General features: G+C 71.2%; 24 protein-coding genes and 1 pseudogene. 20 read left to right on the top strand and 5 right to left on the bottom strand.

The window, feature by feature from the left end:
* Positions 1 to 327: pseudogene (locus EV193_RS33180) on the bottom strand (hypothetical protein); the annotation flags it as partial.
* A 223-nt stretch (positions 328 to 550) separates the two neighbouring features.
* Here EV193_RS33180 and EV193_RS06235 point away from each other — a divergent pair.
* Positions 551 to 1,000, top strand: a complete 450-nt coding sequence (locus tag EV193_RS06235) for a hypothetical protein (RefSeq protein ID WP_130343048.1) — start codon at positions 551 to 553, stop codon at positions 998 to 1,000.
* Here EV193_RS06235 and EV193_RS06240 read toward each other — a convergent pair whose 3' ends face one another.
* Together EV193_RS06240 and EV193_RS06245 are read right to left on the bottom strand one after the other, a co-directional pair.
* On the bottom strand, positions 1,001 to 2,296 hold the full coding sequence (locus tag EV193_RS06240) for a GGDEF domain-containing protein (protein ID WP_130343049.1): 1,296 nt from the start codon (positions 2,294 to 2,296) through the stop codon (positions 1,001 to 1,003).
* Positions 2,297 to 2,660: 364 nt separating this feature from the next.
* A complete protein-coding gene (locus tag EV193_RS06245) occupies positions 2,661 to 3,920 on the bottom strand; it encodes an MFS transporter (protein ID WP_130343050.1) in 1,260 nt (419 codons plus the stop codon).
* Positions 3,921 to 4,083: 163 nt separating this feature from the next.
* Between EV193_RS06245 and EV193_RS06250 the strand changes: the two genes are divergently transcribed.
* From EV193_RS06250 to EV193_RS06320, 15 genes are all read left to right on the top strand, one after another.
* The gene (locus EV193_RS06250) at positions 4,084 to 4,491 is read left to right on the top strand and encodes a DUF948 domain-containing protein (protein WP_130343051.1); all 408 of its coding nucleotides are present in this window, start codon (positions 4,084 to 4,086) and stop codon (positions 4,489 to 4,491) included.
* On the top strand, positions 4,488 to 4,790 hold the full coding sequence (locus tag EV193_RS06255) for a hypothetical protein (RefSeq protein ID WP_130343052.1): 303 nt from the start codon (positions 4,488 to 4,490) through the stop codon (positions 4,788 to 4,790). Before EV193_RS06250 ends, EV193_RS06255 begins: the two co-directional genes overlap by 4 nt.
* Before the next feature lie 78 nt (positions 4,791 to 4,868).
* Positions 4,869 to 7,532 (top strand): alanine--tRNA ligase, encoded by a 2,664-nt coding sequence (alaS, locus tag EV193_RS06260; protein ID WP_130343053.1) that lies wholly within the window; start codon positions 4,869 to 4,871, stop codon positions 7,530 to 7,532.
* Positions 7,529 to 8,032, top strand: coding sequence for a Holliday junction resolvase RuvX (gene ruvX / locus EV193_RS06265; RefSeq protein ID WP_130343054.1), 504 nt, complete (start codon positions 7,529 to 7,531; stop codon positions 8,030 to 8,032). The genes alaS and ruvX overlap by 4 nt, the downstream gene beginning before the upstream one ends.
* Positions 8,029 to 9,219, top strand: a complete 1,191-nt coding sequence (gene mltG / locus EV193_RS06270; protein ID WP_130343055.1) for an endolytic transglycosylase MltG — start codon at positions 8,029 to 8,031, stop codon at positions 9,217 to 9,219. Before ruvX ends, mltG begins: the two co-directional genes overlap by 4 nt.
* The gene (locus EV193_RS06275; protein WP_130343056.1) at positions 9,209 to 10,069 is read left to right on the top strand and encodes a shikimate dehydrogenase; all 861 of its coding nucleotides are present in this window, start codon (positions 9,209 to 9,211) and stop codon (positions 10,067 to 10,069) included. Before mltG ends, EV193_RS06275 begins: the two co-directional genes overlap by 11 nt.
* 35 nt (positions 10,070 to 10,104) lie before the next feature.
* On the top strand, positions 10,105 to 10,680 hold the full coding sequence (locus tag EV193_RS06280; protein WP_207222531.1) for a GrpB family protein: 576 nt from the start codon (positions 10,105 to 10,107) through the stop codon (positions 10,678 to 10,680).
* Positions 10,681 to 10,802: 122 nt separating this feature from the next.
* On the top strand, positions 10,803 to 11,468 hold the full coding sequence (locus tag EV193_RS06285; RefSeq protein ID WP_130343057.1) for a prepilin peptidase: 666 nt from the start codon (positions 10,803 to 10,805) through the stop codon (positions 11,466 to 11,468).
* A gap of 63 nt (positions 11,469 to 11,531) precedes the next feature.
* Positions 11,532 to 12,728, top strand: a complete 1,197-nt coding sequence (aroC, locus tag EV193_RS06290) for a chorismate synthase (protein WP_130343058.1) — start codon at positions 11,532 to 11,534, stop codon at positions 12,726 to 12,728.
* Positions 12,725 to 13,246 carry a shikimate kinase gene (locus EV193_RS06295; protein WP_130343059.1) on the top strand — a complete coding sequence of 174 codons (522 nt, stop codon included), beginning with the start codon at positions 12,725 to 12,727 and terminating at the stop codon, positions 13,244 to 13,246. Before aroC ends, EV193_RS06295 begins: the two co-directional genes overlap by 4 nt.
* A gap of 43 nt (positions 13,247 to 13,289) precedes the next feature.
* Positions 13,290 to 14,414: a DNA glycosylase AlkZ-like family protein gene (locus EV193_RS06300; RefSeq protein WP_130343060.1), complete on the top strand. Its 1,125-nt coding sequence runs from the start codon at positions 13,290 to 13,292 to the stop codon at positions 14,412 to 14,414.
* 48 nt (positions 14,415 to 14,462) lie between these two features.
* Complete coding sequence (aroB, locus tag EV193_RS06305) at positions 14,463 to 15,578, top strand: 3-dehydroquinate synthase (protein ID WP_130343061.1); 1,116 nt, start codon at positions 14,463 to 14,465, stop codon at positions 15,576 to 15,578.
* Positions 15,575 to 16,027, top strand: a complete 453-nt coding sequence (aroQ, locus tag EV193_RS06310; RefSeq protein ID WP_130343062.1) for a type II 3-dehydroquinate dehydratase — start codon at positions 15,575 to 15,577, stop codon at positions 16,025 to 16,027. Before aroB ends, aroQ begins: the two co-directional genes overlap by 4 nt.
* An 83-nt stretch (positions 16,028 to 16,110) precedes the next feature.
* Positions 16,111 to 17,610, top strand: coding sequence for a glycoside hydrolase family protein (locus EV193_RS06315; protein ID WP_130343627.1), 1,500 nt, complete (start codon positions 16,111 to 16,113; stop codon positions 17,608 to 17,610).
* A gap of 117 nt (positions 17,611 to 17,727) precedes the next feature.
* Entirely contained in the window at positions 17,728 to 18,207 is a 480-nt protein-coding gene (locus EV193_RS06320; RefSeq protein WP_130343063.1) for an aspartate racemase/maleate isomerase family protein, read from the top strand.
* On the opposite strand, the gene EV193_RS06325 is transcribed toward EV193_RS06320, so the two are convergent.
* Positions 18,204 to 18,641, bottom strand: coding sequence for a hypothetical protein (locus EV193_RS06325; RefSeq protein WP_242613178.1), 438 nt, complete (start codon positions 18,639 to 18,641; stop codon positions 18,204 to 18,206). The genes EV193_RS06320 and EV193_RS06325 overlap by 4 nt on opposite strands.
* Before the next feature lie 59 nt (positions 18,642 to 18,700).
* Between EV193_RS06325 and EV193_RS06330 the strand changes: the two genes are divergently transcribed.
* Genes EV193_RS06330 through EV193_RS06345 form a run of 4 tightly spaced genes read left to right on the top strand, consistent with a single transcriptional unit; the run spans position 18,701 to position 21,967 of the window.
* Entirely contained in the window at positions 18,701 to 19,810 is a 1,110-nt protein-coding gene (locus tag EV193_RS06330) for a M24 family metallopeptidase (RefSeq protein ID WP_130343064.1), read from the top strand.
* 42 nt (positions 19,811 to 19,852) lie between these two features.
* A complete protein-coding gene (gene efp, locus EV193_RS06335) occupies positions 19,853 to 20,416 on the top strand; it encodes an elongation factor P (RefSeq protein ID WP_130343065.1) in 564 nt (187 codons plus the stop codon).
* Entirely contained in the window at positions 20,416 to 20,835 is a 420-nt protein-coding gene (nusB, locus tag EV193_RS06340; RefSeq protein WP_130343066.1) for a transcription antitermination factor NusB, read from the top strand. The genes efp and nusB overlap by 1 nt, the downstream gene beginning before the upstream one ends.
* 4 nt (positions 20,836 to 20,839) lie before the next feature.
* Positions 20,840 to 21,967: a DUF4185 domain-containing protein gene (locus EV193_RS06345; protein WP_130343067.1), complete on the top strand. Its 1,128-nt coding sequence runs from the start codon at positions 20,840 to 20,842 to the stop codon at positions 21,965 to 21,967.
* 32 nt (positions 21,968 to 21,999) lie between these two features.
* On the opposite strand, the gene bldD is transcribed toward EV193_RS06345, so the two are convergent.
* The gene (bldD, locus tag EV193_RS06350) at positions 22,000 to 22,488 is read right to left on the bottom strand and encodes a transcriptional regulator BldD (protein WP_130343068.1); all 489 of its coding nucleotides are present in this window, start codon (positions 22,486 to 22,488) and stop codon (positions 22,000 to 22,002) included.
* Positions 22,489 to 22,589: the final 101 nt, after the last annotated feature.

Consider the following 22,589-nt stretch of genomic DNA (forward strand, 5'->3'; position numbering starts at 1 on the left):
CCGGTTTCCGGTTTCCGGTTTCCGGTTTCCGGTTTCCGGTTTCCGGTTTCCGGTTTCCGGTTTCCGGTTTCCGGTTTCCGGTTTCCGGTTTCCGGTGTACTTACTATAGCCCATTCCATGCGAAAGGAGCATCAATGGTGCGGTGATGTCGTGCAGATTCCCACTATGGTGTACCGAAATGGCGAGATCGAATTCCGTGTTCGTCGCCCGGTCCCACGGGACGACGATCGCGCCACTCGTGCGGAGCATCTGTTCGATTCCCGAGTCGATCGCCGACGCGTTGGGAAACGTGAACACCAACTGCACCCTGGCGTCGGAGTCGAACACCGGCAGAATGTCGGCGAGGCGGTTCCACGCCGTGACCCCGTGCACGACCACCAGGATCAGCCGTTCCACGCGGACCGTCGACCATCGCGGCCCGTGCGGACCGAGTGGCGCTTTCGCCCACACCATCGTGCACATCGCTCCTGACAGTCGACCACGGCGTTGCGTGGCGTGTCAGCAGGGTACCTGGCAGTAGTCTCCGCCTATGGGATCCACTCCGGCCTGGTTGACCTTGATCGTCGCGTTCCTGGCTCCGCTCGGCGCGTTGGGCGCGCAGTGGGTGGCGGGCGTTCGTGCGTACAAGCTGGCCGAGGTGGAGCGCGCGGCGAAACGGGAGGATCGCGGCTTCGATCTGCGCTACGACGCCTATGCCGCGTTTCTCGCCGTCGCGCGCACGGTGCGGATCGGCGTCGAATGGGCGACCACCGCGGCGCAGACGGATACCGTCTTGTCGAATGTGCGCGAGGCTGCCGCACGGGTCGAATTGTGCGCTCCCGCCGGCGTCACCGAACGCCTCGCCGAGGTCGTGTCGGCCGCCGAGGAAATGGCGGCGGCGCGCTGGAGCGGTTCCGTGGCGGCGCGGGCGGCACGTGATTCCGGCGCCGTGTTCGACACCGCGCTGACCAGGCTCCGCGAGGCCATGCGCGATGATCTCGGAGTATCCGCCGGCGCCTGATCAGTGGTCCGAGGTCGACTTCACCTGATCCATCGGCGGTCGGGGAGTGGGTGCGGCGGAACCGTTCGGCGAGTCGGAGTGCTCGACCCGGTTGCGGCCGGTGCGCTTGGCACGCAGCAGCGCCGTGTCCGCGGCGTGGATGATCCGGTCGAGCGCCGAGCCGGCGGCGGGGTAGGTGGCCGTGCCGATGGACACCGACAGCCCGCTGATCGTCTGCATCGACTCGTCGCTGAGCGGCACGGCGAGCTGGGTGACTGCGTGCCGCACGCGTTCGGCGGTCGCGGAGATGTCCTCGCCGGCCAGGTCGGGCAACAGCACGACGAACTCCTCGCCACCGAAGCGCCCGACCGCGTCGTAGTCGCGCACCGCGTTGGTGATCGCCGCCGCGACCGCCTTGAGCACCGCGTCGCCGGCGAGGTGCCCGTAGGTGTCGTTGATCTTCTTGAAGTGATCGATGTCGATCATGAACACGGCCAGCGCGGACGACGTGCGCTGGGCACGCGTCAGCTCGCGATTGGCCAGGTGGTGCCAGCCGTTCGTGTTGAACAGACCGGTCTTCTCGTCCGTGGCGACCGCGACCTCGAGCTGCTTGATCAGCACGTGCCGGTGCAGGAGCAGCAGCGGCGGGTAGATCAGCAGCACCAGGATCGGCTGGTACACCAGCGCCGTGGCGGTCAACCCGCCGAGGCACAGCGTGACCAGCTCCAGCATGTTGTCGCTCCACGTGCCGACCACGTCGGTAAGCGAGCGCTGGCGGGTGTACAGGCAGATGCTCGCGGCCACCAGCAGCAGGTTGACCAGCTCGAACACCGCCGCCGCCACCAGCACGATCGCGGCGCCGCGTGCGGCGTTCGGCGGCGTGCCGGCCAGAATTCCGAGACCCGTGACCTGCAGGGTCACCGCCGCGAGCCAGCAGGACAACAGGGCCCAGGTGGTACTCGCGATCACGCGGTGCGCAGGTCGGGTGCTGACCTGGCGCCACACGCGAATCCAGAGGTGGACGTACAGTGCCGCCGACAACAGCGCCGCCCAGCCGGGTGCCAGCAGCACGACCCCGGCCAAGTACCAGACCGAGGTGACGTTGATGTGCGTCTGGCCGCCCATCCAGCGGCGCACCCGTTCGATCTGGCGGGACATCTCGGCCTGCGCGACGCCCATGACCAGCAGGACGCTGAACCAGATCAGGTCGTGGCGGCTGTCGAGCTCGCCCCACAGGCTCGCCACGGTCACCACGACGGCGGTGATCTCGCAGATCAGTGCGAACACGATCCATCGCGGCCGGACATCAGACCACATGGCCCAACGGTGGGGGCGCCATACAGCGCCTGACCGCAGCCGAAGGAGGGCACCCAAAATCGGGCGACCACGCCTCATACTGTCCATGCTGTACTCATCACCCCTCAGGCGAAGAGTATCTGCCCGGTAACGAGCCGTCAGGCCGTCGTCCCCGGATCAGCCGGCCTCTCCGGTAGGAGGTGAGCGTCGATGCGTACCCGTGAGCACTGAACGATACCCGGCCGACCCGCCCCTCGCGCCCTTTCGCAGGAGGTGACCACCGATGCGTACCCGCGAGCACTGACACGCCCCCGACCCGTGCCACCCCCGCCGTGCCTCACCCCCAGGAGGTGACCTTCTCCGATGCGTACCCGCGAGCACTGACCTACTTCCCGTCACCCGTCGTCGCGACCCAGACATCCGGCCGCGCGGCCGTGGCGTTGCGCCAGGCCAACGCGGCCGGGACGGCGATCAGCAGCCCGACCACGCCCACCAGACCGACCGTGTGGGCGGTACCGACGGCGTCCGCGGCGCCACCGGCCAGCAGCGGACCGAGACCCTGGACCGTCGCCGTGCCCGACTGGAGCAGCCCGAGCGCCTGCGCCCGCCGGTGATCGGGGACGCCGCGGCTGAACGACGCGGTCGCCTGGATCATCACCGCGGTGCCGAGCGCGCCCGCGACGGCGAACACCACCACCGACACCACCAGCCCCGGTTTGGCCAGACATACCAGCAGCGGCACGCAACTCGCCACCATCAGCGGCCCGAGTAGCCGAGGTCGCCGCCTCGCCGCCACCCACCTGGTGAACACGAACGCCCCGATCGCGCTGCCGAGCGGGTCCGCGGCCAGGATCAGCCCCACCGCGGCCGGCCCGCCGCCGATCTCCGCGGTGTACGGCGCCGCGAGTCCCTCGTAGACGATCAGCAGCGCGGACAGCCAGCTGAACACGGTCAGCGTGCGCAGGCCGGCGTCACGCCAGATCAGCCGCCCGCCCTGGGCGGCCGATCGTCCGAAGGAGTCGGCCTCCGGCGCGTCGTCCGGGCGGGCGGGAGCGGGTCTGGACGTCACGCCGAACCACACGAACGCCGCCGACACGACGAAGGTGAGCGCGTCGAGCAGCATCGCCGTCGGCGGGCCGACCGCGGTGAGCAGCAGACCGCCGCCGGCGAAACCGATCGTCTGCGCGGTCTGCATGGTGATCGTGCGGATACCCATACCGACGACGTAGGCGTCGCCCGGAAGCACGTCCGGCAGCAGCGCGAGTTGTGCGGCCTTGAACGGCGCCTGCGTGAACGACACCAGCCCGACGAGCACGCACAGCGTCCAGAACGGCATCCCGGGGACGGCCACGAGCGCGATCAGCCCGGCCCGCGACAGGTCGGAGACGACCATGACGGTGCGCCGGGGGAACCGGTCGGCCAGGCCGGACAGGAACACCCCGCCGAGGAACGACGGCGCGAGCGTGAGCGCGTAGGTCAGACCGGTGAGCGCGGCGGACTCGGTGCGGCCGTACACGAGCACCGCGAGCGCCACCCTGGCGAGTTGGTCGCCGGCCTGCGACAGCGCCTCGGCCGCCCACATTGCCCGGAACTCCCGCACAGCGAACACGGCGCGGAAAGTCACGCGGTCGGCTCCGGAACCCACCTCTTAACGGTACGACAGCAGTTGATCACGAAGGGCGACCATTTGGCGGGTGGTGATAGTCCGAGCGGTCTCCGACGGGGTACGGGTGATCCGGACGGGTCGACTCAGGGTGATCGCGGTAGCCTGATCCGCGATCAAGACGTCGTTGACTCGAGGAGGGCCCGTGTCGGCAGGGCAGATCGCCGCGCTGATCGCGGCCGGCGCGTTCGTGCTGCTGGTGCTGCTGTTGGCGATCCCGTTGATCAAACTCGGGCGTACCCTCGACGAGGCGACCATCGCGATCCGCAAGGCGCACACCAACTCCGATCCGCTGTTCCGGGAGGCCAACACCTCCCTGACACACGTGAACACGCAGCTCGAGCGGGTTGACGGGATCACGTCCAACGCGCAGTCGGTGACCGGCAACGTGTCCGCGCTGAGCTCGGTGTTCACCGCCACGCTCGGCGGCCCGCTTGTCAAGACGGCCGCGTTCTCCTACGGCGTGAGCAAGGCGATCAAGGCGCGCAAGGCGGCCAAGGCCGACGGCGACGGAAAGCACACCCGGCGCAAGCGGCGAGGTGTTCGCAAGTGAGGCGCCTTTTCTGGCTTGGAGTCGGCGTCGCCGGCGGCGTAGCGTTGTCGAGGAAGGCGAAGCAGACGGCACGGCAGGCCACGCCGTCCGGTGTCGCGGCCAACGTCAGCGACGCGATGCGCGAGCTGGCCGGGGCCATCGGTTCGTTCGGCGCCGACGTACGCGCCGGGATGACCGAGCGCGAGGAGGAACTGTCCGACGTGGTGGAGCAGCGCAGCGGGGTACGTCCCCCGGGAGCCAGGCACGCGGCGAACCGCCGTGGCGCCGCTGGCGCGCGAGCTCGCAGGGCGGACGGCTGACGCCCGCTTTTCCTTGCGGGGCAACCGATCCGCCGCCTCCGGCACCCCTGTCGCGCTTGACCACCTCGAGGACCCATCGTGCAGACCCATGACATCCGCAACCGTTTTCTGACCTACTTCGAGAACAACGGGCACACCAGGGTGCCCAGCTCGTCGCTGATCCTGGACGATCCGAACCTGCTGTTCGTGAACGCCGGCATGGTGCAGTTCAAGCCGTTCTTCCTCGGCGAGGAGCCGCCCGCCTACCCGCGCGCGACCAGCGTGCAGAAGTGCGTGCGCACCGGCGACATCGACGAGGTCGGCAAGACCACCCGGCACAACACGTTCTTCCAGATGGCCGGCAACTTCTCCTTCGGCGACTACTTCAAGGCCGGCGCGATCACGCACGCCTGGGAGCTGATCACCAAGTCGCGGTCCGACGGCGGCTACGGCTTCGACCCCGAGCGGCTGTGGGCCACCGTCTACCACGACGACGACGAGGGCTTCCAGTTGTGGCGCGAGCTCAGCGGCCTGCCCGAGGAGCGCATCCAGCGTCGCGGCGCCGAGGACAACTACTGGGACATGGGCGTGCCCGGTCCTGGCGGCCCGTGCTCGGAGATCTACTACGACCGCGGCCCCGAACACGGCCGCGACGGCGGGCCGGAGGCGGACGAGGACCGCTACCTGGAGATCTGGAACCTCGTGTTCATGCAGGAGATCCGGGGTGAGGTGAGCCCGAAGAAGGGCGGCCCGGTCCTCGGCGAGCTGCCCAACAAGAACATCGACACCGGCATGGGCATCGAGCGGGTGGCGCTGCTGCTGCAGGGCGCGGACAACGTCTACGAGACCGACCTGGTGCGCCCGGTGATCACGCGTGCCGAGGAGATGTCCGGCCGCCGCTACGGCCGCGACCACACCGACGACGTGCGGTTCCGGGTGATCGCCGACCACGCGCGCTCCGGCGTGATGCTGATCGGCGACGGCGTGACGCCCGGCAACGACGGCCGCGGCTACGTGCTGCGCCGGCTGCTGCGCCGGATCGTGCGCTCGGTGCGCCTGCTCGGCGTGAACGAGCCGGTGCTCGGCGAGTTCGCCTCGGTCGTGCGGGACACGATGGCCGAGTCCTACCCGGAGCTGGCCACCGAGTTCGCGCGGATCGACTCGGTGGTGCGCACCGAGGAGGAGGCGTTCCTGCAGACGCTGACCACCGGTTCGAAGATCTTCGACCTGGCGGCCGGCGAGACCAAGTCGTCCGGCGGCTCGGTTTTGGCCGGAGACAAGGCATTCCAGCTGCACGACACCTACGGCTTCCCGATCGACCTGACCCTGGAGATGGCGGCCGAGCAGGGGCTGAAGGTCGACGAGGAGGGCTTCCGCCGCCTGATGGCCGAGCAGCGCCAGCGGGCCAAGGACGACGCGGCGCAGCGCAAGACCGGCCACAGCGACGGCGCGGCCTACCGGTCCATTTTGGACAGTCACGGCGTCACGGACTTCTTGGGCTACTCCGACCTGGCGACCGAGTCGCGGGTGATCGGCCTGCTCGTGGACGGCCGGCCCACACCCGCGGCCGGCGAGGGCACCGAGGTCGAGGTGATCCTGGACCGCACGCCGTTCTACGCCGAGGGCGGTGGCCAGCTCGCCGACTCGGGCGTGATCACCACCGACGGTGCGACCGTCGAGGTGCGTGACGTGCAGTCGCCGGTCGCCGGGCTGAACGTGCACCGGGGCAAGGTCACCAGTGGCGAGCTGATGCTGGACGCGGGCGCGCACGCGGAGGTCGACGCGACCCGCCGCCGTTCGGTGTCCCGCTCGCACTCGGCCACCCACCTGGTGCACGCCGGTGTGCGCAAGGCGCTCGGCACGCAGGCAGCGCAGGCCGGCTCGCTGAACGCGCCGGGCCGGCTGCGGTTCGACTTCACCTCGCCCGGCGGGCAGGTGCCGGCCAGCGTGCTCGCCGATGTCGAGGACGAGGTCAACGACGTTCTGCTGCACGACTACGACGTGCGCTCCGAAGTCGTCACGCTGGACGAGGCCCGCAAGCAGGGCGCGATCGCGTTCTTCGGTGAGAAGTACGGCGACAAGGTCCGCGTGATCACGATCGGCGACTACTCCAAGGAGCTGTGCGGCGGCACGCACGTGCACCGCTCCGGCGAGATCGGCGTGATCAAGCTGCTGTCCGAGGCGTCCATAGGCTCCGGCGTGCGGCGCGTCGAGGCACTGGTCGGGCTGGACGCGTTCCGCTTCCTGGCCCGCGAGCACGTGCTGGTCTCGCAGCTCGCCGAGCAGTTCAAGGCCAAGCCGGAGGAGCTGCCGGACCGGATCGGGCAGACCGTGGAACGGTTGCGCGCGGCGGAGAAGGAGTTGGAGAAGCTGCGCGGCGCCCAACTGCTGTCCTCCGCCGGCACGCTCGCCGACCAGGCCGAGGACGTGAACGGCGTCGCGCTGGTCGCGGTCGCCGCACCGGACGGGGTGGCCGGCAACGACCTGCGCACGCTCGCCGGCGAGGTGCGCAACCGGCTCGGTTCGCGGCCCGGCGTCGTGGCGCTGTTCTCGGCGGCGGGGGAGAAGGTCAACTTCGTCGTGGCCACCACCTCGGCCGCGCGCGACCAGGGGCTCGCGGCCGGCAAGCTGGTGCCGGCGTTCGCGGAGAAGATCGGCGGACGCGGCGGCGGCAAGCCGGACCTGGCACAGGGCGGCGGGTCGAATCCGGCCGGTGTGTCCGACGCGGTGACGGCGCTGCGTGCGGCGCTGGCCCAGCGGTGAGCGATCCCGCCACACCGGATCGGCCGGGCTCGGACGATCCGGGCTCTGGTCGCCGGCTGGCGGTCGACGTAGGGTCTGTGCGGGTCGGCGTGGCGCTGTCGGATCCCGGTCCGGTGCTCGCCACGCCACTCGCTACCCTGTCCCGCGATGAGCGGTCGGATAGTGATTTGGATCAGCTCGCTCAGCTCGTCGCCGAGCACGAGGTGGTCGAGGTAGTGGTCGGATTGCCGAGGACCTTGGCCGCGCGGCACGGCCGCGCCGCGGAGACGGCGGTGGCCTACGCCGGTGCGCTCGCCGGGCGTGTCGCGCCGGTGCCGGTGCGCCTCGCGGACGAGCGGCTCACCACGGTCAGCGCCACCAGAATGCTGAGTGATCGTGGTGTGCGCGGCAAGCGTCAGCGCGCGGTCGTGGACCAGGCGGCCGCGGTGGAGATCCTGCAAGGCTGGCTCGACGCGCGGGCGACCGCGCTGCGGAGCCGGACCCGCGAGGAGGGGCCGTGAGCGACTTGGACCTGTGGGACGCCGAGCACGACGAGCACCAGAGTCGTCGTCCGGTGCGCCGGCGCAGGCGTCGCGGCAAGGTGTGGGCGATCGTGCTGGCCGTGTTGGCGCTGATCGGCGTCGGCGCGTACTTCGGCCTGCAGAAGATCCTGGACATCGGCGGCTACGACGACTACTCCGGTCCCGGTGAGAAGGACGTCGTGGTCGAGGTGCAGGAGGGCTCCTCGCGCGGCCAGATCGCCGACGCGCTGATGAAGCAGGGTGTGGTCGCGAGCACCAAGGCGTTCATCGAGGCCGGCGAGGACGACTCCCGGGTGAACCGGATCCAGCCCGGCTTCTACGTGATGAAGACGAAGGTGTCCGGTAAGGACGCGCTGGCGCGGATCGTCGACAAGGGCGCGCGCAAGGGCCAGTTCCAGCTCAGGGCCGGCTCGCAGCTCGACGACGTGCGCAACCCGGACGGCTCGGTGGTGCCCGGCATCATCACGCTGCTGCACACCGCGTCGTGCGTGGAGCTGAACGGCCAGACGACCTGCGCGTCGGCCGAGGACCTGCGCAAGGTGGCCGAGACGGCCGATCTCGCCCAGCTCGGCGCGCCGACCTGGGCCGCCACCGCGGCGGCCAGGACGCCCATCCCGAAGCATCGCATCGAGGGTCTCGTGCTGCCCGACGTGTACGACGTGCGGCCGGGGGCGTCGGCCGAGGACCTGTGGCGCACGCTGCTGACCCGGTCCAGGGCGACCTTCGACAGCGTGGGCATGCCCGGGATCGCCGACGGCATGGGCTTCACGCCGTACGACGTGCTGATCATGGCGTCGCTGATCGAGCGCGAGGCGATCACCGCGGACTTCCCGAAGGTGTCCCGCGTGACCTACAACCGGCTCGCCAAGCCGATGAAGCTGCAGTACGACTCCACGATCAACTACGTGCTGGACCGTCCGATGATCCGGACAAGGCCGGAGGACCGGGCCAAGGCCGGCGGGTACAACACGTACCAGAACGCCGGCTTGCCGCCGACTCCGATCGGATCGCCGAGCAAGAAGGCGATCGAGGCGGCGGCGAAGCCGGCCGACGGGCCGTGGCTGTTCTTCGTGAAGTGCGAGAAGAACGGGCTGTCCTGCTTCGCCGAGACCAACCAGCAGCACGACCAGAACGTGCGCGACGCGCAGGCTCGCGGTGCCTGGTGACCCGGTAGCCACCCGCCGCGCCGCGGTGGTGGGCAAGCCGGTGGAGCATTCGCTGTCGCCGGTGCTGCACGGCGCCGCGTACGCCGAGTTGGGGCTGGACTGGTCCTACGAGCGCGTCGAGGCCGACGAGCACACGCTGCCCGCCCTGGTCGCCGGGCTCGGGCCGGAGTGGGCCGGGCTGTCGGTGACCATGCCGGGCAAGGCCGCCGCGCTGGCGCTCGCGTCCTCGTCGACCGATCGGGCGGTGGCCGTTGGTGCGGCGAACACCTTGGTGCACAAGGAAAGTGGCGACTGGCACGCGGACTGCACGGACGTGGACGGCGTGGTCGGCGCGCTGCGAGCCGCCGGCTTCCGGCCGGGCGGGAGCGACCGTGCGGTGGTGCTCGGTGCGGGTGGCACGGCCCGGGCGGCACTCGCCGGACTGGCGGCGCTGGACGTCGCCGGCGTGACGGTCGTGGTGCGCGAGCCGTCCCGGGCGGGCGAGGCGGTGGCGTGCGCCGAACGGCTGGGTCTGCCCGTCGAGGTTTCCCGTTGGGACACAACGGACCTGGCGTCGCTGGCCGAGGCGGCGGCGGTGCTGGTGAGCACGGTTCCGGTGGCCGCGACCGCGCCGGTGGCCGCTGGTCTGGCCCGTGCGGACACCGTGCTGGACGTGATCTACCACCCGTGGCCGACGCCGCTCGCCGAGGCTGTGCTGGCGCGCGGCGCGCGGATCGCCACCGGGCTGGACATGCTGCTGCACCAGGCGTTCGGGCAGGTGGAGCAGTTCACCGGCCGGCCGGCCCCGCGCGAGGTGATGCGCACCGCGTTGCGCGACGCCACGGGCGGGATGCTGGAGCTTCCTCTCTGATACCTTGGCCTGCTGCCTACCTGGAGGGAGCGGACGTGTCAGGAGTGTCCGACGACGAGCTGCGCAGTGTCACGATCGGCGAGCTGAAACCCTTTGCCACCAAGGTGATCGTGGTGGACTACGACTCCGAGTGGCCGCGCGCGTTCGCCGAGGAGGAGGCGTGCGTCCGCGGTGCGCTCGGCGACGGCGCGCTGATGGTCGAGCACACCGGGTCGACCTCGGTGCCGGGCCTGCCGGCCAAGCCGATCATCGACGTGCTGCTGGTGGTGGCCGATTCCGGTGACGAGAGCGCGTACGTGCCGGCGCTGGAGGCGGCCGGGTACACGCTGCGGATCCGGGAGCCGAACTGGTTCGAGCACCGGATGTTCCACCGGCGGGTCGAGTACGGCGACGACCGGGACGTCAACCTGCACGTGTTCCCGTCGGGTGTGGAGGAGATCGACCGCATCCTGACGTTCCGGGATCACCTGCGCGCCAACGACTCCGACCGGGAGGAGTACGCGGCGGTCAAGCGTGATCTGGCCACCCGTGAGTGGAAGTTCGTGCAGAACTACGCGGACGCGAAGACGCCGGTGATCGAGGAGATCCTGCGGCGGGCGAAGGCCGACTGAGGACGTCGGAACCGTTGCGACACAACGGTTTTGGTGTGACAGCTGAACCGGCGGCGGAGTGAGGGTGGCCTTCACTCCCGAAATTCCTTGGCAGACAAGGGATTCGCGCGCATCGTGGACGCATGGAAGTTCTCCTGGTCGGTGTGTTCACGAGTGCCGGAGCGCTCGCGGGTGCGGGCGGACGTGTGCTGCTCGGCCGGTTACACCGCGGCACACGGGTCACGCCTGGGTGGTGCGAGGGCGCCACCGGTCTCCTGTGGACGGTCCTCGGGCTGCGCGTCGCCGGTGGAGGCGGGCCGCCGTGGTGGTGGCTGCCCGTGCCGCTCGCGCTCGCCTGGTTGGCCGTCCTGCTCACCGTCGTCGACCTGCGGCACCGCCGGCTACCCGACGCGCTGACGCTGCCGGCCTATCCGGTGCTGGCGGTGCTGATCGCGGTGGCGGCGGCCGGGGGAGCGGGCTGGCCGCTGGTGGCCAGGGCGGTCGCCGGTGCGCTGCTGTTCTGGGGCGTGCACGCGATGGTGCGCCGGCTCGTGCCCGGCTCGCTCGGTGCTGGTGACGTCAAGCTGGCCGGCGTGCTGGGCGCGGTGCTCGGCGTGCTCGGCTGGGCCGCGCTGGCCCTGGCCGCTGTCGGCGCGGCGGTGGTCACCCTGGTGCTGCTGCTCGCGGCACCGGCCCGCGTGTCGAGGCGGTGGCGCACGGGTGTCCCGCACGGTCCCGGCCTGCTCGCGGCGACCTGGCTGATCGCCGCGTTCCCCGGCGCGGCGCTGCTGTCGGAGGGGTGGCTGTGATGCCGGCGACCCGCGCGCCGCCCGCGACAAGCCGGCGGGTGGGCCACATGACAGGATCACGGGGTGCTGCGCTGGATCACCGCTGGAGAGTCACACGGTCCCGCACTGGTCGCTGTGCTCGAGGGCATGGTCGCGGGTGTCGAGATCACCACCGCCGACCTTGGCGAGCAGATGGCTCGCCGCAGGCTCGGGTTCGGCAGGAGCCCGAGGATGGGGTTCGAGACCGACGCGACCGAGTTCCTCGGCGGGGTGCGGCACGGCGTCACCCAGGGTGGCCCGATCGCCGTGCGGATCGACAACGCCGAGTGGCCCAAGTGGGAGAAGGTCATGGCGGCCGACCCGGTCGATCCCGCCGAGCTGGCCGCCCTCGCCCGCAACGAGCCGCTGACCCGCCCCCGCCCGGGGCACGCCGACCTACCGGGCATGCAGAAATACGGGTTCGACGAGGCACGGCCGGTGCTCGAGCGGGCCAGCGCGCGGGAGACCGCGGCCAGGACCGCGCTCGGCACGGTGGCCAGGGCGTTCCTGCGGCAGCTGCTCGGCGTGGAGATCGTCAGCCACGTGGTGTCGATCGGCGCGGCCGAGGCGGCGGCGGACGCACCCGTGCCGGGCCCCGGCGACCTCGCCGCGGTCGACGAGAGCCCGGTGCGCGCGTTCAGCCAGGAGGCGACCGACGCCATGGTCGCCGAGGTCGAGGCGGTCAAGGAGGCCGGTGACACGGTCGGCGGCGTGATCGAGGTGATCACCTACGGGCTGCCACCGGGCCTCGGCTCACACGTGCACTGGGACCGCAGGTTGGACGCGCGGCTGGCCGGCGTGCTGATGGGCGTGCAGGCGATGAAGGGCGTGGAGATCGGCGACGGGTTCACCACCGCGAGGAGGTGGGGCAGCAAGGCACACGACGAGATCGATCCGGCCGGCGGCGTCACCGGCGTGACCCGGCGCTCCAACCGCGCGGGCGGCTTGGAGGGCGGCATCACCAACGGCGAACCGCTCCGGGCCAGGGTGGCCATGAAGCCGATCTCGACCGTCCCCCGTGCACTGTCCACAGTGGACGTCAAGACCGGCGAGCCGGCCGTGGCGATCCACCAGCGCTCCGACGTGTGCGCGGTGCCGAGGGCCGGCGTGGTGCTGGAGTCGGTGGTCGCCCTGGTGCTCGCCGAGGCGGCGCTGGAGAAGTTCGGCGGCGACTCGCTGCCCGAGACCAAGCGCAACGCCGAGGGCTACCTGGCGGCACTCGAGCAGCGGTGGCAGCGGTGACCGGGCCGCGGCTGATCCTGGTCGGCCCGCCAGGGTCGGGCAAGAGCACGGTCGGCCGGCTGGCCGCCGAGCGGCTCGGGGTCGACCTGCGTGACACCGACGCCGACGTCGAGGCCGCCGTAGGCAAGGCGATCAGCGACATCTTCACCGAGGACGGCGAGCCGGCGTTCCGCTCGGCCGAGGAGCAGGCCGTTGCCACCGCGGTGCGCGAGCACTCCGGCGTGCTCGCGCTCGGCGGCGGCGCGATCCTGTCCGAGCGCACCAGGGCGGTGCTCGCCGGGCAGCGCGTCGCGTTCCTGAACGTCGGGCTGGGCGAGGGCGTGCGGCGCACCGGGCTGTCCACCGCCCGGCCGCTGCTGGCCGGCGTGAACCCGAGGGCCACCTTCAAGCAGTTGCTGGACGCGCGGCTGCCGCTGTACCGCCAGGTCGCCGCGATCGAGGTGGACACCGACGAGCGCACGCCGGACGAGGTGGTCGACGCCGTGCTCGCGGCGGTCGAAAACGTCGGTACCCCTTGATAGGACTGGGGTTCCGCTAGCGCCGACGTCGGGGAGGTGCCCGATGACGACCGCAGAACCCGCCGAGCTGGAGCGCGCGCGGATGGTGGCGCACCGCTCGGCCGTCCAGGGCTTGACCGCCCGCGCGCCGATCAGCGGTGTCGGGGTGCTCGACGTCGGCCTGCACGACGCGCCGGCCAGCTCCGCCGACATCGCGCTCGCCGTGCGGACCGGTGATCCGAGGGCGGCCGAGGATCCGAGTCTGGTGCGTGTGCTCAGCGTCCGCGGCGCGCCGCACCTGCACCGCCGAGCCGATCTGCCGAGATTGCGCGACGCGCTGCGGCCACGCGACGACCGAGACCTGTTGGCGCTGCTGGGTGGGCACGGCCCGGCGTTCGTCGAGTCCACTGTGGACACCCTGGCAATGGTGGACGAGGTCGTGGAGCTCATGCGCGCCAGATTCCCGGGGGAGCGGGCGAGCAAGGGCGAACTGTCCGGCGCGATCAGTCCGCACCTGCCGCCGCCGGCGCGCCCGTGGTGCGAAGGCTGTGGCTCGGCGCACGTGATCGAGGGGTTGTTCCGCGTCGGCACGCTGCTCGCCGGCATCGAATTCGAGTGGCGGGACCGGCGGCTGAGCTTCCTGCCACCGTCCACAATGGACAGCCAGGGCGGGGACGCGGCGCTGGTGCGCGCGTTCGTCCACTACGCCGGGCCCGTGCACGAGGACGACCTGCGCACCTGGCTGGTCGCCGGCGCCGTGCCGCAGAAGCCGCCGTGGACGCCGCACGGCTGGGCCGACGTACGCGCCGAGTCGGAGCCGGTCCGGGTAGACGGCAATCGGCTCACGATGGCACCCGGTGCGTTGGCCGCCGCCGAGAAGGCACCCGCGCCGCCGGCCGCGCTGCTGCTCGCCCCGCGTGATCCGTATCTGCTCGGGCACCGCACGTTGCTCGTGCCCGACCGCGCGCTGGCGGGCCAGGTGTGGCGCTCGCCGGTGAGCGCCGGCGCGGTGCTGCTGGACGGCGAGGTGGCCGGCACCTGGCGGCCGCGCGCCTCCGGGAGCAAGATCACGCTCACCGTCCAGACCGTGCATCCCTTCCCGCCGGACGTGCGCCACGACCTGGAGGAACAGGCCCAACTGATCGCCGAGACGCGCGGCGCGGGCGCGGCCGCCGTGGTGTGGGAGTAGCTCACCCGAGCGTGCGGCGGTGACCCGGGGGATGGGATGCTCGTGCCCATGGGAACAGCCGAGCCGACCAGGATCCGGGTGAGCACCGCCGCGCCGTACGACGTGGTGATCGGGCGGGGCCTGCTGGAGGAACTGGTCCGCGCGGTCGGCGACGCGTCGAAGGTCGCGGTGATCCACACCCCGACGCTGGGCAGGACCGCAGAGGCCACCCGAGACGAACTGGTCGCCGCCGGCCTGGACGCGCACCGGGTGGAGATTCCGGACGCCGAGGACGGCAAGGCGCTCACGGTCGCCGCGTTCTGCTGGGAGGTGCTCGGCCGGATCGGCCTCGACCGCCAGGGCGCGATCGTGGCGCTGGGCGGCGGCGCGGTCACCGACCTCGCCGGGTTCGTCGCCGGCACCTGGATGCGCGGTGTGCGGCTGGTCAACGTGCCGACCACGCTCGCCGGCATGGTGGACGCCGCGGTCGGCGGCAAGACCGCGATCAACACCGACGCCGGCAAGAACATCGTCGGCGTGTTCCACGAGCCGGCCGCCGTGATCGTGGACCTCGCGACGCTGGAAACCCTGCCGCACAACGAGATCGTGGCCGGCATGGCCGAGGTGATCAAGGGCGGGTTCATCGCCGACCCGAAGATCGTCGAGCTGGTGGAGGCCGACCCGGCCGCGGCCGTCGACCCCAAGGGCGACGTGATCGCCGAGCTGGTGCGGCGCAAGATCCAGGTCAAGGCCGACGTGGTCTCCGCGGACCTGCGCGAGTCGAGCCTGCGCGAGATCCTCAACTACGGCCACACCCTCGGCCACGCGATCGAGCGCCGCGAGCGGTACAAGTGGCGGCACGGCGCCGCGGTCAGTGTCGGCATGGTGTTCGCCGCCGAGCTGGCCCGCCTCGCCGGCCGGCTCGACGACGAGACCGCCGACCGGCACAGGGCCGTACTCACCTCGATCGGGCTTCCGGTGACCTACGCGGCGGACGCGCTGCCACAGTTGATCGACGGCATGCGCAACGACAAGAAAACCCGCGCGGGCGTGCTGCGTTTCGTGGTGCTGGACGGACTCGCCAAACCCGGCCGCCTCGAGGGACCGGATCCCGCTATGCTCGCGGCCGCCTACTCGGCCATCGCCGCCGACGCGGCCGAGCCCGGAGGAGGAGTACTGCTGTGAAGGTGCTGGTGCTCAACGGGCCCAACCTCGGCAGGCTCGGGACCCGAGAACCGTTGGTCTACGGCAGCAGCACGCACGCCGAGCTGGTCGAGCAGTGCCTGCGCGCCGGGCACGAGCTGGGCATCGAGGTCGAGGTGCGGCAGACCGACTACGAGGGCGAGATGCTGCACTGGCTGCACGAGGCGGCCGACTCGTCGGTGCCGGTCGTGCTCAACGCCGGCGCCTGGACGCACTACTCGATCGCCGTCCGTGACGCGTGCGCCGCGCTCACCGCGCCGCTGGTCGAGGTGCACATCTCCAATGTGCACACCCGTGAGGAGTTCCGGCACCACAGCCACATCTCGGCCGTGGCCGACGGCGTGATCGTCGGGCTCGGCGTGGCCGGCTATCCGCTCGCGCTGCGCTGGCTCGCCGAGAAGGACGGGACGGCCGAGAAGGGGAGCGGGTGACGCCCTCCAGACGCGGGCCGTCGAGTTCCTTATGGACGAGACGGCGGACCATCGGTGCCGTGGCGATCGCCGCGGGGCTGACGATGGCGTTGACCGGTGCGCTGCTCGCCGCGTGCACCGCGAGTGAGGCCTCACCTCAGGCCGATGGCACCAGACCGGCCGTGATCGGTGACGACAGCGCGCAACCGACGCGGCCGGCCGCGCCAGCGCCGCCACCGCGCCCGGCCGAGACGCTCGGCACCGACCGGCAGCGGGCCAGCTCCGCCGTGGTGGCCGCGGGTGCCGCGGACGCGCCGTACAACTACGCGCCCGCGCTGATGGCCGAGGGCGGGCGGTACCGCATGTGGTGGTGCAGCCAACTCGGCGCCGCACCCCCGCCCGGCGACGACGTGCTCTACGCCGAATCGTCCACATTGGACGGTCCATTTAGGACGAACGGCGGCGCGCCCCCGGCGCCGGTGTTCTCCGGAAGCCCCGGCGGGTTCGACAAGGTGCACACCTGCGACCCGTCGGTGATCAAGGTCGGCGGCACCTACTATCTGTACTACACGGGTGCCGCCGGCGACCACGCGCGCGGCAACGCGATCGGCCTCGCGACGAGTCCGGACGGGATCACCTGGACGCGGGCGAACAACGGCGGGCAGATCCTCGCGCCGTCCAACGAGGTGCACCGGGAGAACATCTACGGCTCCGGCCAGCCGTCCGCGTTGTACCTGGACGGGCGGTTCTACCTGATGTTCACCGACACCACCGGCGCCGCCGCGGGGTGGAACGGCGCCGGCCAGTTCGTGCTGCGCTCGCCCGACCCCGCGTTCGGTCGCGAGGTGGAATCCCTGACACCGCAAGGGTTCCGGACGATTCCCGGCACCGTGGGCAACCGGTCGCGGTCCATCGTGGACGCGTTCAGCGCGGACTGGATGTGGGTACCCGCACTGGACGCGTTCGCCGTGGCGCACGAAACGGACGGCGGCACCACGATCACGTTCTGGGACCGGGACTTCCGCCGCCACCCGTACCACCCGGTGGTGGTGCGCGGTCCGTGGCAGGAGGGCCCCGGCCTGGCTCGCACGCCGCTCGGGCACGCGCCGCCGTCGGCAGACGGACCGTGCGACCGGGTGCCGGTCGACCTGGTGCGCTCGACGGCGAACACCGCCGCGCCGACCGACATGGTCCGCTTCGGCCTCGACCTCACCGGCACGCGCGCCTGCCGCGACCCGGCCGGCGCGCTGCGGGCGCTCGACGGGTTCGCCACGCCGTCGCCGCAGCGCACGGTCGACCTGGTGGCCGGCGGTGCGCTGGTGCGGGTGGAGCGGCGAGCCGTCGCCGACCGGCTGGCGGTGCGGATGCTGGAGCGGCGCCCCACCGTGCTGGACGGCGTGCCGGTGGCGGCGCGTCTCGTGCGCGGCGCACCGGTCCGGCGGGCGGCCGGGCGCGGCACCGCCTTCCTGCTCGACGACGGCCGGCTGTGGCCGATCGCGGATGCCGGCCTGATCACGGCGAACGAATCACCGGTCACCGAGATCATCGCGGCCGAGTGGGACGCGATCGCCAAGGGACCGGCGCTGGTCGTCGCCGCCGGCTGACGGGTCGTGGTACCCGTGGAGGCATGACCGATGTGATCACCGGACCGACGCCGCAGATCGGCGTCGGCGTCGTGGCGTCCTTTCGACTTCGACCGGGACCGTGAGCTGTGGCGGTGGGTGCCCGGCGAGGTGACACCGCACCTGTCCCGCACCGCGTCGACCACCGATCGCGAGGCGCTCGCCCTGGTGTCAGCGCTGAACCAGCCGGACGTGCTGCGCCGCCCGACCCGCGAGGTGCTGGAACTGGGCGTGCGGGCGGTGGTGTACCTGTGCACCGCGTGCAGCTTCGTCGGTGGTGTCACCGGCGAGCGCGCGCTGCGGCAGGCGCTGCTGGACGAGGGCGCGGAGTCGGCCACCACGACGTCCGGCGCGGCGGCCGACGCGCTGCGCGCGGTCGGTGCCCGCAGGATCGCGGTGGCGCACCCGTACGTCACGTCGGTCGGCGAGCGGCTGAGCACCTTCCTCACCGAGTCCGGGTTCGAGGTGCTGGCCAGTCAGGGGCTCGGGCTGCAGCCGGCGGAGATCTCGGCCGTGCCGTACTCGCGAGTGTGCGATCTGGTCAGGGAGAGCGACGGGCCAGCGGTTGCTCGACGTTAGGCGTCCTTCGGCGTGGCCTTGGCGTGCCGGGCGGGACGGCGTGCCGGCCGGAGTCGTTGTCCCACAACCATTCCGAGCCACGCCGGCACCATCACCAGGAGCGCCGTGAAGGCCGCGCCGCTGGTCAGCGCCGCGCCCAGCTCGCCGGCGTCGGACTGGTCGACCAGCGTGGCCTTGCCGATCACCCGCAGGATGCCGGCGATGGGCGCGGCGACCAGTCCGGCGTAGAACCAGCGGTAGAAGTCCATGTCGTGTTTGAGCAGCGCGTCCACACCGGCCCACAGCGCGGCCGCCGCGACCAGGACGGCGAGTGCCACTGCCGGCAGCACGGTGGGCAGGGCGCTCGGATCCCGCGCCACGAAGTAGGCGCGCAGCGTCTCCACCACGGCGTGCAGAACGCCGAGGATCGCACCGCGAACGAGCCAGGACCGCATCGCGCAAGCCTAGGTGACAAAGGAGGTGTGGTCACGACGCCCCATCTAGACTCGCTGACATGCCCGAGCCACACGCCCGTCGCCGCGACGCCCTTCGCGCCGAGCTCTCCGAACAGGGACTCGACGCGCTGCTGGTCGTCAACCTGCTCAACGTCCGCTACCTCACCGGTTTCACCGGGTCGAACGCCGCACTGCTGGTGCGCGCGACCGATCACGCCGGGGCCGAGGACGGCACGATCTTCTGTACGGACGGGCGGTACCTCACGCAGGCCGGCCGCCAGGTGCCTGACCTGCAGCAGGTGATCGAGCGGCAGAGTGCGGAGGCGCTGGCCACCCGGGCCGGCAAGGATACCGCTGCCTACGGGCGCACCGGGTTCGAGAGCCAGCACGTCACGGTCGACGGCCTTGACGTGCTGGGCTCCGCCGCCGAGGGTGTCGAGCTGGTCCGGGCGCCGGGCCTGGTCGAGCGGCTGCGGCAGGTGAAGGACGACGCCGAGGTGGAGGCGCTGCGGATGGCCTGTGCGGCGGCCGACCGCGCGCTCGCCGGCCTGGTGCGGCACGGCAGCCTGCGTCCCGGGCGCACCGAGCGCGAGGTCGCCCGCGAGTTGGAAGACCAGATGCTGGATCACGGCGCCGCCAAGCCGGCGTTCGAGACGATCGTGGCGGCCGGGGCGAACTCCTCGATCCCGCACCACCGGCCGACCGACGCTCCGTTGCGCGTCGGCGACTTCGTGAAAATGGACTTCGGCGCCGTGGTCGACGGCTACCACTCGGACATGACCCGCACGGTCGTGATCGGCCAGCCTGCCGACTGGCAGCGCGAGATCTACGACCTGGTCGCGGCCGCGCAGGCGGCGGGACGGGCGGCGCTGCGGGTCGGCGCCGGGGTGCGCGAGGTGGACGCCGCGTCCCGCGAGGTGATCGAGAACGCCGGCTACGGCGAGCAGTTCCTGCACGGCCTCGGCCACGGTGTCGGCCTGGACATCCACGAGGCGCCGGCATTGTCGAAGACCGGCGACGGTAGACTCGCCGCCGGTATGGCGGTCACCGTGGAACCCGGCGTGTATCTGGCTGGCAAGGGCGGCGTCCGCATCGAGGACACGCTCGTGGTGCGCGAGGGCGACCCGGAGCTCCTCACCCTGACCACCAAGCAACTGGTTGTCGTGTAGTCGATCACGCGCGGCGGCCTAAAACGACAGAGAGACCAACCCGTGGCTTCGACCAACGACCTGAAGAACGGCCTCGTGCTGAACCTCGACGGCCAGCTCTGGACCGTCACCGCGTTCCAGCACGTCAAGCCGGGCAAGGGCGGCGCGTTCGTGCGCACCACCCTCAAGCACGTGCTGTCCGGAAAGGTTGTCGACAAGACCTTCAACGCCGGCACCAAGGTCGACACGGCCACGGTCGACAAGCGGTCGATGACCTACCTGTACCGCGACGGCGCCGACTTCGTGTTCATGGACGGCGACACCTTCGACCAGATCACGATCCCGGCGGAGACCGTCGGCGACGCGGCCAAGTTCATGCTGGAGAACCAGTTGGCCGTCGTCGCGGTGCACGAGAGCACCCCGCTGTTCGTCGAGCTGCCGACCTCGGTCGAGCTGATCGTCGAGCACACCGACCCGGGTCTGCAGGGCGACCGGTCCACCGGTGGCACGAAGCCGGCCACTCTGGAGACGGGCGCGGAGATCCAGGTTCCGCTGTTCCTGAACTCCGGCGAGAAGGTGAAGGTCGACACCCGCGACGGCCGGTACCTGGGACGAGTCACGTCCTAGTGGGAGCTCGCAGCAAGGCGCGCAAGCGCGCTGTCGACATCCTCTACGAGGCGGATGTTCGCAAGGTCGACGCCGTCACGATGGTGAGCGAGCGGGTCGGTTCACCCGACGTGCCGCCGGTGAACGACTACACGGTCACCTTGGTCGAGGGCGTCGTGACCAACCGGGACCGGATCGACGAGCTGCTCGCCGAGCACTCGGAGAGCTGGGCGCTGGACCGGATGCCGAAGGTCGATCTCGCGGTGCTGCGGCTGGGGCTGTACGAGCTGCTGTGGGCCGACGACGTGCCGGATCCGGTGGCGATCGACGAGGCGGTGGCGATCGCCAAGTCGCTGTCCACCGACGACTCGCCGCGGTTCGTCAACGGCGTGCTCGGCCGGATCGCCATGATCGCCGACCAGCTCCGCGCCACCCGCTGAGATCATGACAGCCGTGCGGCGGCTGATCATTCCACTGGCGATCGCGCTGGTGGCGTGCGCCGCGCCTGCCGAACGGCCGGCGCCGTCCCCGCCATCGCAGGCGGCTCCCGTGTGCGTGCCGGTCAAGGAGCCGCGCACGGTCGAGGACCTGAACGCGGTGGTCGCCGGGTACCGCGAGGTCGAGGGCTTTCAGGGCGCCGACGTGGGCGCGGAGGTGACCCTGCAGGACGGCCGGCGGCTGTGGGTGTTCGGGGACACCGTGCGTGCGCCGAACTTCGCCGGCCAGCGGTTCACGCACAACTCGATGCTGATCTTCGGGCCGGCCTGCGCCACCGTGGTGATCCCGCCGGACCGGGGCGCGATGATGCCCGACCGGCCGGACGGCGTCGGCTACTGGCCCATGTCGACCGGCGTGGTGCACCGGGGCGACCATGACCTCGTAGGCGTTGCGGCACAACGGGTTCGCACCGGAGCGAGCGCGCTGGAGTTCACCCATCTCGGGCCGGCGTTCGCGTTGTTCGAGGTGCCGCGCGGCGGTATGCCGAGGCTCGTGCGGATGCGCGACATGGGGCCGGACGACCCGGACAAGTCACACCCGACCTGGGGTGCGGCGACCGCCGTCGCGGGCGATTGGGTGTACGTCTACGGCACGGCCACTCCTGGTGCGCCCAAGGCGTTCGGATGGTCGTTGCGGGTGGCGCGGGTGCGTATCGAGGAGATCGAGAACCCGGCCGGCTGGTCCTATTGGGACGGTCGGGCGTGGCAGCGCGACGCCGGCCGGGCCGCCGAGGTGATCCCGGCGACCGGGGGAGTGTCACAGACGCTGTCGGTGTTCTCGCGGGACGGCACCTGGTACGCGCTGAGCAAGAAGGACGACTTCCTCGGTGAGGACTTGGTGGTGTGGCGCGCGCCCTCGCCGACAGGGCCGTTCACGCCGAGCCCGCCGCTGGCCAAGATCCCGTCCGACATCGAAGCCGGACGGATCCAGTATCTCGCGCTGGCGCACCCGGACCTGCTCCCGGAGCCCGGGAGCGTCGTGGTCTCGGTGTGCCAGAACTTCACCGACCTGCGGCGGCTCGGCGACCGGCCTTACCTGTACCGACCGAGGTTTCTCCGCGTGCGGCTGCCCTGAGCTTGATCAAGTCAAGGCAGCCCGCGCGTTGTTCAGTCCTCTTTGGACGGACGAGCTTCCGGAGGAAGCACGCCCCAGTCGATCATGCGCTCGGTCAGCTCGCCGGGCGTCATGTCGTAGATGATCGCCAGCGACCGCAGGTCCTCGGTACGAATGGACAGCACCTTGCCGTTGTAGTCGCCGCGCTGGCTCTGGATCGTCGCCGCGTACCGCGCCAGTGGCCCGACCTTCTCGGCCGGTAGCTGTTGCAGACGTTCCAGGTTGATCACGATCTTCGTTGCGGGCTCCGCACCCGACGGCACCCGGCCCTCCGGCAGCAACTCGACCACGGGCACCCCGTAGAAGTCGGCGAGCTCCGCCAGCTTCTGCACCGTCACCGCGCGGTCGCCCCGCTCGTAGGAACCAACGACGACGGCCTTCCAGCGGCCGCCGGACTTCTGCTCGACGCCGTGCAGGGACAGGCCCTGCTGCTGCCGAATACCTCGGAGCTTGGCTCCCAGCGCCTTGGCGTAGTCGCCCATGTGGCGGTTCTCCGTTCGTTCGCCCTGTCGGTCCGGACCGGCCAACAGGGTCTTCCTCAGATCGATACGCAGAGTAATGGTTACCCACGGTTGTCACCAGG

The sequence above is a fragment of the Herbihabitans rhizosphaerae genome (genome assembly GCF_004216555.1).
GTDB classification, from domain to species: Bacteria; Actinomycetota; Actinomycetes; order Mycobacteriales; family Pseudonocardiaceae; genus Herbihabitans; species Herbihabitans rhizosphaerae.

Bases quoted from the DNA above. Each gene is read 5' to 3' on its own strand.
- EV193_RS06240 (WP_130343049.1), bottom strand. From the start codon at position 2,296: ATGTGGTCTGATGTCCGGCCGCGATGGATCGTGTTCGCACTGATCTGC.
- EV193_RS06285 (WP_130343057.1), top strand. From the start codon at position 10,803: ATGGAAGTTCTCCTGGTCGGTGTGTTCACGAGTGCCGGAGCGCTCGCG.
- EV193_RS06300 (WP_130343060.1), top strand. From the start codon at position 13,290: ATGACGACCGCAGAACCCGCCGAGCTGGAGCGCGCGCGGATGGTGGCG.
- aroB (WP_130343061.1), top strand. From the start codon at position 14,463: ATGGGAACAGCCGAGCCGACCAGGATCCGGGTGAGCACCGCCGCGCCG.
- EV193_RS06315 (WP_130343627.1), top strand. From the start codon at position 16,111: ATGGCGTTGACCGGTGCGCTGCTCGCCGCGTGCACCGCGAGTGAGGCC.
- EV193_RS06325 (WP_242613178.1), bottom strand. From the start codon at position 18,641: ATGCGGTCCTGGCTCGTTCGCGGTGCGATCCTCGGCGTTCTGCACGCC.
- EV193_RS06330 (WP_130343064.1), top strand. From the start codon at position 18,701: ATGCCCGAGCCACACGCCCGTCGCCGCGACGCCCTTCGCGCCGAGCTC.
- EV193_RS06345 (WP_130343067.1), top strand. From the start codon at position 20,840: ATGACAGCCGTGCGGCGGCTGATCATTCCACTGGCGATCGCGCTGGTG.
- bldD (WP_130343068.1), bottom strand. From the start codon at position 22,488: ATGGGCGACTACGCCAAGGCGCTGGGAGCCAAGCTCCGAGGTATTCGG.